This is a genomic window from Sediminibacillus albus, assembly GCF_900101125.1.
GTDB classification, from domain to species: domain Bacteria; phylum Bacillota; class Bacilli; order Bacillales; family Amphibacillaceae; genus Sediminibacillus; species Sediminibacillus albus.
The window spans coordinates 1,170,209-1,186,722 of sequence record NZ_FNFL01000001.1; the positions used below are offsets into that span (position 1 = coordinate 1,170,209).

At 41.3% G+C, this 16,514-nt stretch carries 16 protein-coding genes; 5 read left to right on the forward strand and 11 right to left on the reverse strand.

Annotated elements, in window-relative coordinates; translation table 11 throughout:
* Positions 1-60 precede the first annotated feature (60 nt).
* From BLR93_RS06060 to BLR93_RS06075, 4 genes are all read right to left on the reverse strand, one after another.
* Complete coding sequence (locus BLR93_RS06060; RefSeq protein WP_093212161.1) at positions 61-3,012, reverse strand: AAA family ATPase; 2,952 nt, start codon at positions 3,010-3,012, stop codon at positions 61-63.
* A gap of 9 nt (positions 3,013-3,021) precedes the next feature.
* Positions 3,022-4,254, reverse strand: coding sequence for a metallophosphoesterase family protein (locus BLR93_RS06065; RefSeq protein ID WP_093212163.1), 1,233 nt, complete (start codon positions 4,252-4,254; stop codon positions 3,022-3,024).
* Positions 4,255-4,386: 132 nt separating this feature from the next.
* Positions 4,387-5,637, reverse strand: a complete 1,251-nt coding sequence (locus tag BLR93_RS06070; RefSeq protein ID WP_093212165.1) for an ABC transporter permease — start codon at positions 5,635-5,637, stop codon at positions 4,387-4,389.
* The gene (locus BLR93_RS06075; protein ID WP_093212167.1) at positions 5,630-6,529 is read right to left on the reverse strand and encodes an ABC transporter ATP-binding protein; all 900 of its coding nucleotides are present in this window, start codon (positions 6,527-6,529) and stop codon (positions 5,630-5,632) included. The genes BLR93_RS06070 and BLR93_RS06075 overlap by 8 nt, the downstream gene beginning before the upstream one ends.
* A gap of 174 nt (positions 6,530-6,703) precedes the next feature.
* On the opposite strand from BLR93_RS06075, the gene BLR93_RS06080 reads away from it, so the two are divergent.
* Complete coding sequence (locus BLR93_RS06080) at positions 6,704-6,889, forward strand: YhzD family protein (RefSeq protein ID WP_093212169.1); 186 nt, start codon at positions 6,704-6,706, stop codon at positions 6,887-6,889.
* Positions 6,890-6,986: 97 nt separating this feature from the next.
* On the opposite strand, the gene BLR93_RS06085 is transcribed toward BLR93_RS06080, so the two are convergent.
* Together BLR93_RS06085 and BLR93_RS06090 are read right to left on the reverse strand one after the other, a co-directional pair.
* Entirely contained in the window at positions 6,987-7,343 is a 357-nt protein-coding gene (locus tag BLR93_RS06085) for a YlbF/YmcA family competence regulator (protein WP_093212170.1), read from the reverse strand.
* 171 nt (positions 7,344-7,514) lie between these two features.
* Positions 7,515-8,651 carry a DUF445 domain-containing protein gene (locus tag BLR93_RS06090; RefSeq protein WP_093212172.1) on the reverse strand — a complete coding sequence of 379 codons (1,137 nt, stop codon included), beginning with the start codon at positions 8,649-8,651 and terminating at the stop codon, positions 7,515-7,517.
* Positions 8,652-8,788: 137 nt separating this feature from the next.
* Between BLR93_RS06090 and BLR93_RS06095 the strand changes: the two genes are divergently transcribed.
* The 4 genes from BLR93_RS06095 (at position 8,789) to BLR93_RS06105 (ending at position 12,662) form a co-directional block, all read left to right on the forward strand.
* Positions 8,789-10,129 carry a YheC/YheD family endospore coat-associated protein gene (locus tag BLR93_RS06095; RefSeq protein WP_093212174.1) on the forward strand — a complete coding sequence of 447 codons (1,341 nt, stop codon included), beginning with the start codon at positions 8,789-8,791 and terminating at the stop codon, positions 10,127-10,129.
* A gap of 53 nt (positions 10,130-10,182) precedes the next feature.
* Positions 10,183-10,356: a hypothetical protein gene (locus BLR93_RS17960; RefSeq protein WP_175559257.1), complete on the forward strand. Its 174-nt coding sequence runs from the start codon at positions 10,183-10,185 to the stop codon at positions 10,354-10,356.
* 183 nt (positions 10,357-10,539) lie between these two features.
* Positions 10,540-11,451, forward strand: a complete 912-nt coding sequence (locus tag BLR93_RS06100) for a PucR family transcriptional regulator (RefSeq protein WP_093212176.1) — start codon at positions 10,540-10,542, stop codon at positions 11,449-11,451.
* A gap of 113 nt (positions 11,452-11,564) precedes the next feature.
* On the forward strand, positions 11,565-12,662 hold the full coding sequence (locus BLR93_RS06105; RefSeq protein WP_093212178.1) for an ABC transporter ATP-binding protein: 1,098 nt from the start codon (positions 11,565-11,567) through the stop codon (positions 12,660-12,662).
* Positions 12,663-12,723: 61 nt separating this feature from the next.
* Here the strand turns inward: BLR93_RS06105 and BLR93_RS06110 are convergent, their stop codons facing one another.
* The 5 genes from BLR93_RS06110 to fumC form a co-directional block, all read right to left on the reverse strand.
* A complete protein-coding gene (locus BLR93_RS06110) occupies positions 12,724-12,975 on the reverse strand; it encodes a hypothetical protein (RefSeq protein WP_093212180.1) in 252 nt (83 codons plus the stop codon).
* A gap of 197 nt (positions 12,976-13,172) precedes the next feature.
* The gene (locus BLR93_RS06115) at positions 13,173-13,373 is read right to left on the reverse strand and encodes an alpha/beta-type small acid-soluble spore protein (RefSeq protein WP_093212182.1); all 201 of its coding nucleotides are present in this window, start codon (positions 13,371-13,373) and stop codon (positions 13,173-13,175) included.
* A gap of 188 nt (positions 13,374-13,561) precedes the next feature.
* Complete coding sequence (locus BLR93_RS06120; RefSeq protein ID WP_093212184.1) at positions 13,562-13,765, reverse strand: alpha/beta-type small acid-soluble spore protein; 204 nt, start codon at positions 13,763-13,765, stop codon at positions 13,562-13,564.
* Positions 13,766-13,873: 108 nt separating this feature from the next.
* Positions 13,874-14,695: a YihY/virulence factor BrkB family protein gene (locus BLR93_RS06125; RefSeq protein ID WP_093212186.1), complete on the reverse strand. Its 822-nt coding sequence runs from the start codon at positions 14,693-14,695 to the stop codon at positions 13,874-13,876.
* A gap of 169 nt (positions 14,696-14,864) precedes the next feature.
* On the reverse strand, positions 14,865-16,250 hold the full coding sequence (gene fumC / locus BLR93_RS06130; RefSeq protein WP_093212188.1) for a class II fumarate hydratase: 1,386 nt from the start codon (positions 16,248-16,250) through the stop codon (positions 14,865-14,867).
* Between the last annotated feature and the right edge of the window lie 264 nt (positions 16,251-16,514).

Genomic DNA, 16,514 nt, shown 5'->3' on the forward strand with positions numbered 1-16,514 from the left:
TACCCTCCAACAATTTATTTCGCCATTTTATCTTCAGTTATTTTATCATCCTTGCCATGATTATGCTAATTCAATTACTTCAGGGCTGCCTAAATCAATAACTGGAACATCTCCGAAAGTATTTGCAATGGAACGATTGCTAGTAAATAAAATTACCTGCTGGTGCAGTGACGCTTGTTTGAGAATCTTTCCGAAAGTGCCTGCTCTCTTAGCATCGAAATGAACAAAAGCATCATCAATAAAAAATGGCATAGCATTTTCCGTTTCAAACATCTTACTTAAAGCCAGGCGGATCGAAATATATAACTGGTCCGCTGTGCCTTTGGACAGTTCTTCCACACGGAAACGGAAACCATTGCCGTCGGCTACTTCAAAAGGCTGATTAAGGTTTGGCGGAATGATCTTCGTATACCTTCCACCTGTAAGTTGTGTAAAATATGCGGCCGCCGTTTCCAGCGTCCTTGGCAAATATTTGTGCTGATATGTTTTTTTGGTTTCTTCCAGTAGTTCTTTTGCGGTTTGATAAACGGCCCATTGCTTTATTTGCTGTTTTAGAACACCCATTTCACGATGAAATTGATGCTTGCTTATCGAATAGCTTTCCGATTTCTCCATCTGGGAAATAAGCGACCGGATATCGGACAGATTTTGCCTGCACTCGTCAAGTCGGGCCTCAGCCTCCGTAATATCAGCAGCAGTCTTTTCCAGCTCACTATAGACCTGAGCTTCTGTAGGCAGAGCCGCTAACGTTTGTTTGATTTCCTCGTTGGAAAACAAGCCAGCTAATTGATGGAAAAGACTGTCGGCTTTTTCTTCTAAAGCGTTTGCTTCCTGTTGTTTCCTGCCATTCTGTAAAAATGCTTCTTCGCTGTTTACATTGGCTGCTTTCCATAGCTTATCCCTCTCTTGCTGGTAAGGTTTCATGCGGCTGCTGATATCCTGCTGTTTCTGCTCGTTTTCTGCTATAAGTTCCTTGTACTGGGCAATTTTATGATTTATTTCCTTTTGCTCTTCCAAACGTTCCTTCAAATTATTAACATCTTCCATAAACTTTCCTGTGGAAGTCCACCCATGCTGTTTGTAAAAAGCAGTTACCTCTGCTGTGAGCTTGTCTATCTCTTGCTCAATATTGTCCAGCTCTGCTTGATAACGCTTGGCTGAGCGATGTTTCTCCAGGCACGCGGATAGCCTGTGATATAGCTTCGGCCAGTAAGCGGTGTCCACATCTGTAAGAAAGGGGTACTCTGTTAATTGCTGATCCACCCGCTGCATCAAGCCTTGTTGTTTTTCTAAAAAGAAGTTCTTTCTCTCCGTGATTTTCAAGAGCTCTAAGGCAGTCTGTTTATGTTCGGCTGCCAATTTATCCCTTTTGCCTAGCATTTCGTTATGCTTCTGCAGCTGCATGTCTGCCCGTTCCCATTCTTCCTGATTGATTGGCGGTGTGTGGACTGATTGATTGCCCTCCGGAAAATGCATGTCTAACATCCTTAGTGAACGCTTCGTCCACCAAGCTTGAAACAGTCCGGCAAATAGCAGGATTCCAGCCACAGTATTTAAGATAGCTGTTTCTGTAAGAAAAGCGAAAAAGAATAAGGCAGCTGCACCAGTCGACATCCATAGCATAGCTGCAAAGGAAATTTTACTTCGCTTTTTCCTAACCCTTTCCCATGAATTTCTTTGTTCATGGCTGACTTCACTTTTCTCCCTGCTTTCTACCGCTTTGGCTAGTGCTTGTACTTGCTCGTCTTCAAGCAGATTTTCTGTTATGTTATTCTTTTCTGTTTCCAACGCCCGTTTCTGTTCTGCTAAGGCTTGTTCCTCCCGGTGCAGTTTGTCTATCTCTGCTTGCAACTGGTAATCTTCTTCTTTAATATTGTTCCACGTTTCTTCTATATGGAAAGGGAATATCAATGTATCAAGTTCTTCCCGTTCGAGTCCCAGGTTGAGCTCTTCCAGCATCCGGCCAAGCTCTGACTCTGCTTCTGCTTTTTGCTTGGCTTGGAATTTAGATTGACTTAGCAGCTGTTGGTATTCCTCTCCTCTTGAAATTAATTTTTCTACTTTTTGCATGGTTTCTTCCGGCCAAGTATCCTGCTGAAACCCTGATAATTTTTGATGGTATTTTTGCAGGCTGCTCTCCAATACCGACAGCTCACTTTTCAAAGGAAATAATTGTTCTTGAAGCGCTTCATATCTTGTAATACCATTCTCCGGAAATTCAAGCGTTTCTGGCAGATCCGCAAGCTTTCTTTCTGCTTCGGAAAGCTGGTGCAGCAACGGTAATGCCTGAATCAATTTTTCCTGCTTTGATTTCTCTGATTTTAAGGAATCCATTAACTTTTGCCTATGGTGAATTTCGTTTACATAATCAGACTCCGCCATTTTTTTCTGATAATAGGTATCCTCTTGTTCCTGCAGCTTTGTAAGCTCTGCCTCTATCTCCTGAAGTTTTTTCAACTGGCTGTTTATTTGCGGATTTTTCCCCTGTGGCTTAAATCGTTTATCCAGTTCATTATCGAGTTGCTTTTCCACCGCATATATCTTGTCTGTACCTGTCATTCCAACGCCGAGCAGTAGTTCACCAAGATCTTCCTCGTTAATGGAGTGCAATTTAGTCAAATCGTCAGCGTCAAAGGAAAATACAGATTGGAACTGGTCCCGATTGATTCCTTTTAGCAGCTGCCTTAGCCAGTCTTCTCCTAACACGGTGCCATCCTCCAGATAGCAAACTGCCTCTCCGTTTTGCTTCTCATGAATCCTTTCAATGTAGAAGGTCCCGTTTTCTTCGGTAAACACCTTCAAACGTCCGCCAATTCTTCCGCCCGTTTTGGGACGGAGCTGTTTTCTTGCCTTAGGCGGAAGGCCAAATAAGATAAACAATAAAAACAGCCTGATAGTTGATTTACCTGACTCATTATCTCCACTAATGACAAATAAATTATCGCTCGGAAAATCTATTTGAAAGTCCTGCCATTTCCCGAATCCATAGATGTGCACTTCCAACAGTTTCACTAGATCACCTCACTTCTTGAGTAGTTGGGTCAGCAGCAAATCACGCGCTTCATCTTTGATTTGCTCTTCCTCTTGCTCTGTAAATGGCTCTGAAAATTTTCTGGCCTGCCGGTGACGCAGCAGCGGCTGTAAATACTGCTGAATATTATCCGTGTCATTAAATAACCGTACAAGTTCCCCAGCAAAATGATTGCCTTTTTGTAACTCTTCTTTGCTCCAGCTTTTTGTCACATATAAGTCGTATCCTTGGATGAGTGTCCACTTATCCCCGAAACGATTACTATCATTTACATAATCGACCGCATCTTCGAAATATCCAGCTTGCTGCCACTCCACGTGCATCGGCCGGTCACTAGTAAAGGTCACATGGAGAATCGACCTCCCAAATGTCTGTCTGCACTGAGATAGGCTGCGCTCGATTACCGGTTCTAAATCTTGAGCATCTTTACAAGCTGAAACATCCAGCTCGATATTTTCAAATCTAATTTGCTGTAACGGGAAAAATTGCAAATCAGCATTTTCCTTATCGAGCTCCACGTAATAACAGCCTTTCGGGCCTGTTTCTTTTTTAGATCTCCCCTGAATATTGCCGGGATACACAATCGGCGGCTGCTGCTTTAGTAATTCACGGGCATGGATATGCCCAAGAGCCCAGTAGTCAAAGTTCTTACCTGTTAAATCACTGATTTTAAAAGGAGCATATACATCGTGATCGGAATTGGTATGAATGCTGCCATGCAGCATACCGATATGAAAAGGAGCATCACCAGCGGCAGTAAATTCTTCTGTTTTATTTTCATGGACTGCCCGTTCCCGGTAGCTAAACCCATAGATATGAGCTGCTGTTTTGCCATTTTTGATAAACGGGATACAACTCACTTTTTGGTCGGTAAATACGTGGACATTCTTCGGAAATTGATCGACAAAGTCGTTTCCGCTGGTAGAATCATGATTGCCATAGGATAGAAAAACAGCAATATCATGCTTTTCCAGATTTTCCAGTGCTTTTCTAAATTGCATCCGTGCTTTAAGACTTTGCTTGTTATCATCGAAAACATCCCCCACTATTAGCACAAAATCTACTTGTTTCTCAATGGCCAGCTCGGTAAGTGCCCGTAAAGAAGCAAACGTGCTGTCCCTAATCTGTTCAAAGGCTGAATTCGGCACATGTCCCAATCCCTTGAATGGGGAATCTAAATGTAAATCTGCACAATGTATGAATGACAGGCTATTATTTTCCATCTTTCAGAATCCTTTCCTATACTTGCTAGTTTTTATTTTAGCAAAATAAAAAGACGAATGCACGTTCGTTCCCTGAATCTTCGTCCGCTGCAAAAAAAATAAGCTGCTCCCTCAAGAGCAGCTAAAGTGGTATTAAGATCTTTTAGATAATTGCAGTGCTTTTTTGAAGTCTTTCAAAGAGGAAGCACGGCCATACATCAACACGCCGCCGCGATAAACTCTGGCGCCCAATGCCGCTAATAAACCGATGGATGCTACCATGATGCCTATTGATAAGGCTACTTCCCATGCTGGTACATCGAGCATGCCAACTCTTAAGAACATTAGCATAGGCGTAAAGAATGGGATAAAGGAAGTAACAGTCACAAAATTCGATGCAGGTACATTCAAGCCAAACATAGCGATAAAGAAAGCAATCATGATTAAAAAGATCATTGGCATCATCAGCTGCTGGACATCTTCTATTCTGCTGACCAGTGAACCAAGCATCGCTGCCAATGTTGCGTAAAGCAAGTAACCAAGAATAAAGAACACAATCGCATAGATAAACGTGGATGGCGTTACATCAGAAATGCCAAAGTATTCAAACACCCCACCGGTCATCTCATCCTGCTTTTGTGTAATCATTAAATAACCAACAACAACGAACAAACCTACTTGTGTTAAACCGAGCAGTGCTATCCCCAGTATTTTGGCAAACATTTGACTGACAGGAGATGCACTTGATATTAGTATTTCCATAACGCGGGAAGTTTTTTCATTCGCGATGTCCATGGCAATCATATTACCGTAAGTTATTACAGAAATGTATAACATGAACAGGATGATATAAACCAATCCCCGGGCTTCGCTTAATTCTTCCTCCGTCTTGGCAGTTTCCTGCAGGGCAATTGTTTCAAAAGGAACAGGCTCATAGATTTTTTCCAACGCTGCCTGATCAATCCCCGCATCTGTTGTGGCCATGGCTACCTTGATTTGCTGCATTTGCTGCTGCAGGTTTTCACTCAAGCTTGAGGAAGCAATTTGATTCGCATAAAATTCAGCTTCCGGAAGATTTTCTTCGTTCATCGAAATAGACAGAAATGCTTCGTATTCTCCGTCCATAACTTCGTCTTTCGCTTCTTCGGCAGTTCCTTCATAGGAACGCAGCACCACATCTTCTGACGTATTTGCCACGCTTTCCTGTAATGGTGTGAATACTGTATCTGTCTCGTCCAGGACTGCCACTACTTGATCTTCCTCATTATCAAACAAGCCGATAATTGATTCAAGATTGGCCAAGCCAAAAATAAACACTAACGCTATAATATTTGTAATCAAAAAGGACTTCGTCTTAAATCGGGTAATATATGTATGTGCAAGGACAATCCAAAATTTATTCATAGGAAGCACCTGCTTTCTCGATAAAGATATCATTTAACGATGGTTCCTCTAATGCGAATTTTCTAATAAACCCTTTTCCGTCCAACGATGTGAAAATTTGTTGGGATACTTCTTCTTTCTCTATTTGTAATTCACAGCCTTCGCTCGTTGCTTTATAATTTACTACTCCAGGGAGACCTTGCAGAAACTCTAAATCGAAGTCTGCATGAATGAACAAGTTCTTTTTGCCAAAACTTCTTTTGATTTCCTTTAGAGATCCATGTACGACAGGGCTGCCGTTTTGCATTATACATAAGTACTCACAGAGTTCCTCTACATGCTCCATCCGATGGGAAGAAAACACAATTGATGTTCCTTGCTTTTTCAAATCGACTACTGCTTGTTTAAGCATCTCTACATTGACTGGATCAAGGCCTGAGAAAGGCTCATCCAAAATAAGCAGCTTGGGACGATGAATCACCGCCGATATAAATTGGATTTTCTGTTGGTTCCCCTTCGAAAGTTCCTCAACTTTTTTGTCCAGATAATCTGGCACACGGAATTTTTCCAGCCATCCTTTTAATTCTTCAATCACATCATTTTTCTGCATACCGCGCAGCTTACCAAGATAAACTAATTGATCCTTCACTTTTAGCTTTGGGTACAAACCTCTTTCCTCCGGAAGGTAGCCAATCAAATCGCTATTGTTGTAGTTGATTGCATTGCCATTCCACGAAATATTTCCCTCCGTAATATCCAAGAGACCGAGAATCATCCGAAACGTAGTCGTCTTACCAGCCCCATTGGCACCAAGAAACCCGAAAATCTGGCTCTCGGGAATCTCAAGCGACAAATTATCAACAGCAGTGAAATTTCCAAACCTTTTCGTTACATTACTCATTTTTAATGACATACAACATCTCCTCTCCATCTAACCTGTACGGTTACCTTTCAAAAAAAGTTTCTTTTTTATTATATCTTTAACTTCAACACGGGTATAGGTTTAATTAAGTGTTCTTTTTATAAAGGAGTTTTCGGATAAGTGAAGAATACTTTAGTGGCAAAGAAGAAATTAGGAGGGGTACCCATGAAAGCTTATGTACTAACAGTTTTTGATACAGATGGAAAAAAACTGATGGAGGAATCATTTGAAGCAGAAAATGACAAGGATGCGGAAAAAATCGGCACTAACCGCCTGGAAGATGAAAAATATAGTGACTTTACGCATAGATGCGTATCGCCTGACGGCAAACTTGTTCTATTCCACCGTTGAGCTTTATAATCCGTAGGATAGAACGCGTATTAATTTCAGAAAAAAAGCCTTTCAAGCTGCCATAACAGACCGGGCAGCTTGAAAGACTGTTGATACTTTATTGTTCTTGTTCTGGAGTTCCGTACAGCTCTTCCAACGGTTTCGTGATAATACGACTTACGTCGTTAATCATTACGTTAAGACGCTGTTCTTCCTCCATAAGCTTGGAAATTTCAGTGTGCTGCTGTACTAGTTCCACAACACCTTTCGCTTTTTCAACTTCTTCTTCTGAAATCTCCTGGCCTTGCATTTGTTTCTCTTGTAGTTGCATCTGTGTATTACGGAAGTCCTCGAACATTTTCTTTGCCGATTCATCGGCCATTACCTTATCATAAGCAGCTTTCAGCCCTTTAAATTCATCACTTTCGCGAATTGCCTTCTCTAAATCATAGGCACTATCATAAATGTTTGCCATTATTAAAAATCCTCCTATTCATTGCGTTCACACGCTACTCTTTTCTCACTATAACAAACGTAAAAAGCAATGTATAGTAATAGGGATATGTTGCGTCCGACCATTGAAACCAACTGTTTTTTCTGCTAATCCTTCGGAGTTCTGGTCAGCGGGCTCCTTTCTAACTGCCTTTTAGCTTATCAAAACGACAATGAGACCTTGCACTAAGCCGATCGCCCCTCCCAGAAATGCTCCTAAGTAAGTAATCATCTTGAATTCACGGCGGGAAATATTTAACACTAACTCTTCCACCCGTTCGATTGGGAACCCTTCAACTTCCTTTTCAACAATTTCTGCTAAATGAAGGCTTTCCATTAACTCTTCCATTCTTCCGGCCAAAGTACTAGCAGTTTTATCAACTAGCTTAGGTACAAGTCTTCCGATCAACTGCTCTTTGAATGGCGACATCCACTGTGCGACTGACTTATCGAGCCACTTATCTACCGGCAGTGCTCTGGCACTGATTTTCCCCAGTGCTGATGCAATAGTGTCTTCTCCAATCTTATCCTCAATACTGCCGATTGGAGCCTCTGCCAGGAGGATGGCTTCCTCGCGGATCAGTTGTTCAATCATTGACCGGGCTTCTTCAGATTGAATATAATCGACAAGCACAGGCTGGATTTTATCAGACAGCCCTTCATTCCCCAGAAAAGAGGAAATCATGTTTCCAAAAAAGCCTTTCCCATCGAGATAGCTTTCAACAATAGCGCCGATTTTTTCTTTAGCGGCTTCACTTGATACGTAATCAACTAATTTCGCTTGAATATAAATACTTATACTTCCTACTCCCAAAGCTGCCTTTTGTTTCCACTCTTCCGTCAAGAAATCATTTATCTGTTTTGATCGATTAGCTGACATAAACTGTTTATAACGCTGCTCTGTAAAAGCAGCAATCTTTCTTCTTAGTTCCTCTTCGTCTATCGAAAAGCCAGCTGTAGACAACGTTTCCTTTAATGTCGAATCTACGCTAAGCAGATTGGCTGTTTCCTTTTGGGCCCAGCTTGTTAATTGCTTTTGAAATACAGGCTGCTGCAGTTTTTTCCGAATTCCCTCAGGGGTCAGCAAATGCTCTACTACCATCTTGCCGAGCTGCCTTGCCAGTTCATCTCTGCGCTTCGGAATTAAGCCCGGTGTAAATGGAAGCTTCCAATTTCCTATATACTTTGGTTCGTAAGGGCGGAACAACATTTTTATAGCCAATGAATTGGTCAGCCCCCCGATCACCGCACCAATAACAATCATCATCAAAACCATTAATATTACAGACACATTTATCGACCTCTCTTTTATTTCTATAATGACTAGTATAAGTTCCAACGCATGAGAAGCAAATTTTTCACATATAAATGAAATGGTATGGTGGCTCTGCTTAATCTCCTGACAAACGAGAAAGGCTGGTGGTGATAATGAATACTTTCACTATTAAGTTTTATCAAGGAAATAGGAACCGCATTATTGTCCCATACCGCCACCTGTCACAATTTCAAATGATTGAAGATATCCAATATGGCCCCATCCATTCTCCGGTCGAGATTCTTGTCCATGACAAAGATCCCTCGACATTATACGTATCTTCCCGTTTAAAAGCGGTGCTTAACCTTCATAAAAGCTCGCCCATTACTATAAAATTGGAAAAAAACCGCTGTAGCATTTTACTAACCATGGGTGTCTTTACGGCAGGTTTTGAAGAAAGCAGACAACAACCGTTAGGAGAGCGCACTCCGATTTTCGAGCAGCTGAGCATTGCCGGAGAAACGCTTGGTTTTCAGGCTTTGTTTTTCGGACACCAGCATATCGATAAGGAGAAGCGAATGCTGAACGGCTATTATTATAGAAATAACCAATGGGAAAATGGTTGGTTCACCTTCCCCAATGTCATTTATGACCGAATTCCCAACCGCAAAATAGAGCATCATCCCGATATTGTTAATACGAAAAGCATCCTGCAAAATCAATCCGTGTTTTTCAACCATGGTTTTTTTAATAAATGGGAAATTTATCAAAGCTTAATAAAAGATCAAGCATGTTCCTTTTTAGTACCGGAAACTATTTTACACCCTTCTAAACAAAAAATCGAAACAATGCTTGCTAAATATAATATTTATATTAAACCGATCCATGGCAGCAGAGGAAACGGTATTACCAAATGCCGTCTGCTCTCATCGGGAGAAATCGAATGCCATTATTATTTGCAAGACAAGCCACAAGTAAATCGCTATGAAAAAACGGAAGCATTTTTTCAGCAGCATTTTCCTAACGGCTTACAGGGCTATGTTGCCCAACAGGAAATTTCTTTAATAAAAAAGGGGAAAAGCCCCATCGACTTTCGTCTGCATGTCAATAAGAACCATCGCAACAGCTGGGAAGTAACTCTGATTTGCGCCAAGTTTGCCGGAAAAGGCAGCCTTACTACTCACGTTAAACGAGGCGGCAAGGTGTTGTTGTTAAAAGAGCTGTTCACCGAAGATCAAGCTGAAAAAATTTCCAAAAGATTAAATGCCATGGCCTTGCTTGTCAGCACGAGCGTTGAGAAAGGGTTTCAGTCCCCGATTGGCGAGGTTGGAATTGATTTTGGTATGGACACTGAGGGGCGTGTCTGGCTATTCGAGGTAAATTCCAAACCTGGTTTCAGCGTATTCAACCATCCGGAGCTGTATCAGCAATCCCCGCATGTGTTATCCTACCCGTTCCGCTATGGCTTTTACCTTAACAACTTGCGTAACATTCCTGCTGCCAGAAATAAATAGGTATGGAACTACCTCGGCCAGAAACAATAAGCCAAGGAAAGGAGGTTCTTTTAATGGCTGGGTATGATGATTATTTAAAAGATGAAAAAAAATTCGAAGTCGATGTCGATCGGATGATAAATGAAGGAATGGCCGGAGGAACCACAAGAAGCATAAACGGCCGGAAGCATATCGAACAGGCGCGTGATCTTCCAAAAGAGAAACAACCTTTCCCTGGGAACAATTAAGTTGCATACCAGCTCTTCTTTCCCAGAGTCTGACAGGCTGTCGAGAAGTCTCGACGGCCTTTTTTGTTTTTTTATTCAACTCGCCGCGTCTCTCCACGGGCAAAGCTTGAAAATTTGCAGAGAACCATTGTTTCCGTGACTTTGTTATAATAAGTGAAAACCTAAAAAGAAAGAGGCTTTTTTATGATCGACAAATTACAAGCTATCTTCCCTTCCCTCGTCCGATACCAGCCGGAAAACAACCCGGAAACAGAAACTTACCAATGGTATCTGACCGACGATAACCAAATAATTGGGATTCCAGAACACGAACTGACCAACAATGAAGTTAATTTATTAAAAACATTCCTTACCCCATACCAATTCACACATTCTCCTATGAATCAACAGGAGTTAGCCTGGATGGACATTCTGTTTAAAGACGAAAAGCCCGACAAGCTGTTAAGCAAGCCTTTTGAAACGTACCGTTTTATCTATTTTTATTTATCAGAAGCAAATATCGACCAGGACGCTTTCAGGGAGGCTATTGAAGGCTTTTATCCTGATTTTGTGCCAATTCTGTGGGAAAACGGAAACAAAGGGGTAATTATTGAAGAAGGTATCCAGGAAGAGGAAAGTGGATTCACATCCTACCAGCAAATTACAGACCTGCTTATGAGTGATTTTTATATGAAAGTACATCTGTTTGTAAGTCCGATGTTCCCGGATTTAGTTTCGGCTCATACAAACTACCAAAGGGTGAAAGACTGGTTTCATACAGCGCATAAATATAACAAAAATCCTGTGCTTACCCACGTAGATGCCATCCCTTATCTAATCCTTGATCAAACGAAACAAGAGAAAAACTGTCAAATTGTCACATCCGTCTTTCAGGACACGATTGATGATAAGGAATTGTTGACGACCATTCAAACATTCCTCGAGTGTAATTCCAACGCTACGCTGGCAGCGAAGGAATTGTATATGCACCGCAACAGCCTGCAATACCGGGTAGACAAGTTCATAGAAAAAACAGGAATCGATGTGAAGCAATTCAAAGGTGCTATCACCGTATATTTAGCATTAATGTTAAAACAGAAAACAGCACTATTGTAAATGTGCACAAATTGTCCACCTAACTTTGTGCACTCAGGCTATTTACGGTTTCCCTAAAATTCAGTACACTTGGTCTATAAGTAAAACGCTTACATAAATAGGAGGAGAAGCAAATGGCAGAGCTTAGTCTACGAAATATTTACAAAGTATATGATAAAAAAGTAACAGCAGTAGAAGACTTTAATTTGGAAATTGCTGATAAAGAATTTGTTGTGTTTGTTGGTCCTTCTGGGTGCGGCAAGTCTACAACCCTGCGTATGATTGCTGGATTGGAAGAAATTTCAGACGGCGATTTTTATATTGATGACAAAAGAATGAACGATGTTGCTCCTAAAGATCGTGATATCGCAATGGTTTTCCAGAACTATGCTTTATATCCGCACATGAATGTTTACGATAACATGGCCTTTGGTTTAAAGCTTCGGAAGTTCAAAAAAGATGAAATCGATCAAAGAGTACAAAACGCAGCCAAAATTCTTGGGCTTGAAGGTTATCTTGACCGTAAACCGAAAGCATTATCCGGCGGACAGCGCCAGCGTGTAGCCTTGGGACGTGCAATTGTACGTGACGCCAAAGTTTTCCTAATGGATGAACCATTATCTAATCTGGACGCCAAGCTTCGTGTACAAATGCGTGCGGAAATCCAAAAACTTCATAAACGGTTACAGACAACAACCATATACGTTACCCATGACCAGACAGAAGCAATGACAATGGCAACACGTCTCGTTGTATTAAAGGACGGCCTTATCCAGCAAGTTGGCGCTCCTAAGGAAGTTTACGACAAACCAGAGAATGTATTTGTCGGCGGATTTATCGGTTCTCCTTCAATGAACTTCCTGACAGGTACGCTAAGAGATGGCCAATTTGAAATTGGCGACTTAAAAATCCAGGTGCCAGAAGGAAAAATGAAAACATTACGCGCTCAAAATTATCTGGACAAAGAACTTCTTTTAGGAATCCGTCCTGAAGATATGCATGACGAACCAGTATTTATTGAATCAACTCCAGGTACGAAAATCACTGCTACCATTGATGTGGCAGAGTTGATGGGATCTGAATCCTATCTTTATTCAAAGGTTAATGACCAGGACTTTATCGCCCGTGTAGATTCTAGGACCGATATTAACGGCGGGGAAAAAATTGACTTGGCTCTTGATATGAACAAAGCCCACTTTTTCGATATAGAAACGGAACAAAGAATTAGATAATTTTTTTCGGAGCAACAAGCAGCCCCCATACTTGTTGCTCTTTTTTTATTTGTTAACAAGTTTATCGGGGAATCTCCTGCATTGTAACTGTGATTTGCCCGGCGCAATTAGCACACTGGAATAAATGGACGCAAGTATGCTTTCGAGTCGAATCTTTAACTCCATCCACCGTTTTATTTATCTCATCATCGAGGTACGGACTATAATCCCCCATAAAGTCGACTAATTTCCCCTGATCAGTCATCAAATTAGAACACTCAGGGCAAGTTCTTTCAATGACTCTCATGCCATTACATAATGGACAGGCCACCATCATTAATCCCTCCATTTATATTTTCGATTTAAATTAACTATCGATTTTCCATACCCGAATATGCAGTACTTAAAAGATGACTGTCGCCTCGAAAGTACCTTTCCATGATAGTTATGTAGAAGAGAACCACCTCATAAATATGGGAGAGACATCCCGTATCAGATGTCTCTCCCTGCCATTGTGGTTTCATTCATTTGTTATTGTTGAGTACCGCCCATTTGCTGTTGAGCAGTTCTTACAAGACGTTTAGTGATTTCTCCGCCGACAGAACCGTTAGCGCGAGAGGTGGTGTCTGCTCCCAGGTTAACTCCAAATTCTTGAGCGATTTCAACTTTCATTTGATCCAAAGCCTGCTCTACTCCTGGTACTAGCAATTGATTATTGTTGTTACTAGCCATGTGTATCACCTCCTGTAATCATATTATTTACTGGTCAGCAGATAATATTTATCATCTTGTCTGGTAAATATATCATTAGCAGGGGACAGCTCCCACAAGCTGCCGCGCGCCGTTTGCCCTATTAAAAGGAGGCACTTAAAAGTGCCTCCTAAGCCATTATTTTTATGAAATTGTCAGAGGTTAGATGATTAAGATTGTTGAGTACCGCCCATTTGTTGTTGAGCAGTTCTTACAAGACGCTTAGTAATTTCACCGCCGACAGAACCGTTAGCGCGAGATACTGTGTCAGCACCTAAGCTTACGCCAAATTCCTGTGCGATTTCAACTTTCATTTGATCTAAAGCTTGTTCGATACCAGGCACTAATAATTGGTTGGAATTGTTGCTAGCCATGTGTATCACCTCCTGTAAACCTATTATTGCCGGATAAGAACGGATTATCAGGAGAAAAGATTGGTAATTTTACAAAACCAGTATCGACAGCCGCTAGTCACTTGCCATTTAGCTGGCATTTTTTCTTCTGTGGTAAATAGCATTGATTTCTGCCCCTATTACCAGCGTCAAACCAGTCAGAAAGAACCAAAGCAGTAATATTACGACACCGCCAAGACTTCCATATGTTGCTGAGTAATTGCCAAAGTTGCTGAGATAAAAAGAAAAACCTAAAGAAATAATCTGCCAAAGTATTGCAGCACCAATAGCACCAGGGATGACTTGTTTAAACGGAAAGTCAATATTAGGAGCCGACCAATAAAGGGCCGTTAATATGACTATCATCACGAAGATGCTTACCACCCAGCGTAAGACATTGAGTAATATTTCCGTACCGTTCGGCAAATGGATAAATGATTTTATAAAATCAAGCAGTACACCGCCGAAAATGGGGAAAACCAAGGCGACAGCCAAAGCTAATACCATTCCCAACGTTAATGCTAACGACAACAGCCTCACCTTGATAAAGGATCGGGATTCTTCCACGTTATAAGCATGATTGGATGCATCGATAAAAGCATTTACCGCTTTAGAGGCTGACCAAAGTGTACCGAGGATACCTATCGTTAACAAGCCGCCTCTTTGATTGCTAACGACATTCACAACCGTGTCTTCAAACGTACCAGCTATCTCAGAAGGAAGAATATTTCCTACAAAGTTTACCGCCCGCTGCGGATCGATCGATAAATAAGGAAGAATAGACAGCAATAAAATTAACAAAGGAACAATGGCAAGCAAGTAATAAAACGCTTGTGCTGCCGCTAGTGTAGTTGCATCATCTTTTTTAAATTCTTTACCTAATTCTTTTCCATAAGCGATCATTTTGCTCATTACTTTAACCTCCCAAACAAAAACCTATTCTTTGTAGGTCTATCCCCGCTAAACCAACTGTTCAATCATCTGTACTTATTTATTACTGAATTAGGTGAAGGTAAAGTTTTGGTAAAAACAGCAAAAAAATCCCCTGAACGGCAAAAACGTTCAGAGGATTATCGTCCTTTTATTTAGGATAGGTCATTTCTTTTGGATCGATATACTCATCAAATTGATCTGCTGTCAATAAACCTGAATCCACAGCTGCCTGTTTCAAAGTGGTATTTTCGGCAAAAGCTTTTTTAGCAATTTTGGCAGCATTTTCATAGCCAATATGTGGATTGAGGGCAGTCACAAGCATTAAGGAATCTTTTAAATTTTTCTCGATGTTTTCATAATTAGGCTCTAGTCCTTTCGCACAGCGCTCATCGAAGGATAGCATACTATCAGCCAACAGCTGGGCAGATTGAATGAAATTATAGGCGATAACAGGCTTAAATACATTCAATTCAAAGTTCCCTTGGCTGGCGGCAAATCCGATGGTGGCATCATTGCCCATCACTTGGGCCGCAACCATCGTGACTGCTTCACTTTGAGTTGGATTAACTTTCCCGGGCATGATAGAGCTTCCCGGCTCATTGGCAGGAATATCAATTTCTCCTATGCCGCATCTCGGTCCGCTTGCCAGCCATCTTACATCATTCGCTATTTTCATTAAATCGGCTGCCAATGCCTTTAAAGCGCCATGAGCATAGACGAGCTCGTCATGGCTTGTAAGAGCATGAAACTTATTGGGAGCAGAAATAAATTCTTTGCCCGTATACTCATTGATCTTTGCGCATACTCTTTCGGAAAATTCGGGATGGGCGTTCAGTCCTGTACCGACTGCTGTCCCGCCGATTGCCAGCTCTTTTATATAGGAGAGGCTGTTGCTGATCATTGCTTCGGTTTTTTCAAGCATCCGGTGCCAGCCGCTGATTTCCTGGCCAAGTGTCAGCGGGGTAGCGTCCTGTAAGTGGGTACGCCCGATTTTCACGATGTCCTCAAACGCTTCCATTTTTTCTTTAAATGTTTGTTTTAATGTCCGGAGAGCTGGCAATACGGTATCCTCAAGCTTCAAGACAGCTCCGACATGCATCGCTGTCGGGTATGTATCATTCGAGCTTTGTGATTTGTTAACATCGTCATTCGGATGTAGCGTTAACTGACTATTCCTGTCCTTCAACCACTCATTTCCAACAAATGCGATTACTTCATTAACGTTCATATTGGATTGGGTACCGCTGCCAGTCTGCCAAACAACAAGAGGAAAATGTTCTACTAATTCTCCGGCCAAAATCTGATCTGCAGCATATGCAATGGCCTGTGCCTTTTCTTCTTCAAGTAAACCAAGATCTTTATTTGCCATTGCTGCGCTCTTTTTCAAAATCGCAAAACCTTCAATAACTTCTTCAGGCATATTTTCCGCGCCAATTGGAAAGTTCTGTTTGCTTCGCTGTGTCTGCGCTCCCCAGTATTTATCAGCTGCAACTTTCATTTCACCGAGTGTATCTTTTTCAATCCGGTAATCCATAGTATATGTATCCTCCCTTTGAATAAGCTTCTTTTTTATTGTACCAAATTTTCTGCGAAATAAGAAAAAACAAAGGTCAAGCTTATACCTTTAAGAGGAAATAAGAAATTTATGGATATAATAGTCAGACTATTTATAATTAACAAATTCCATGCTATGATTGAGCTACTATGGTGGAGGGAGGAGAGAAAATTTCAAAGACAATATTGAAATTTCTCCGCTTAATCTAGCCAATGTAGTAAAAGTGGTAAGAGAGCCTTGAAT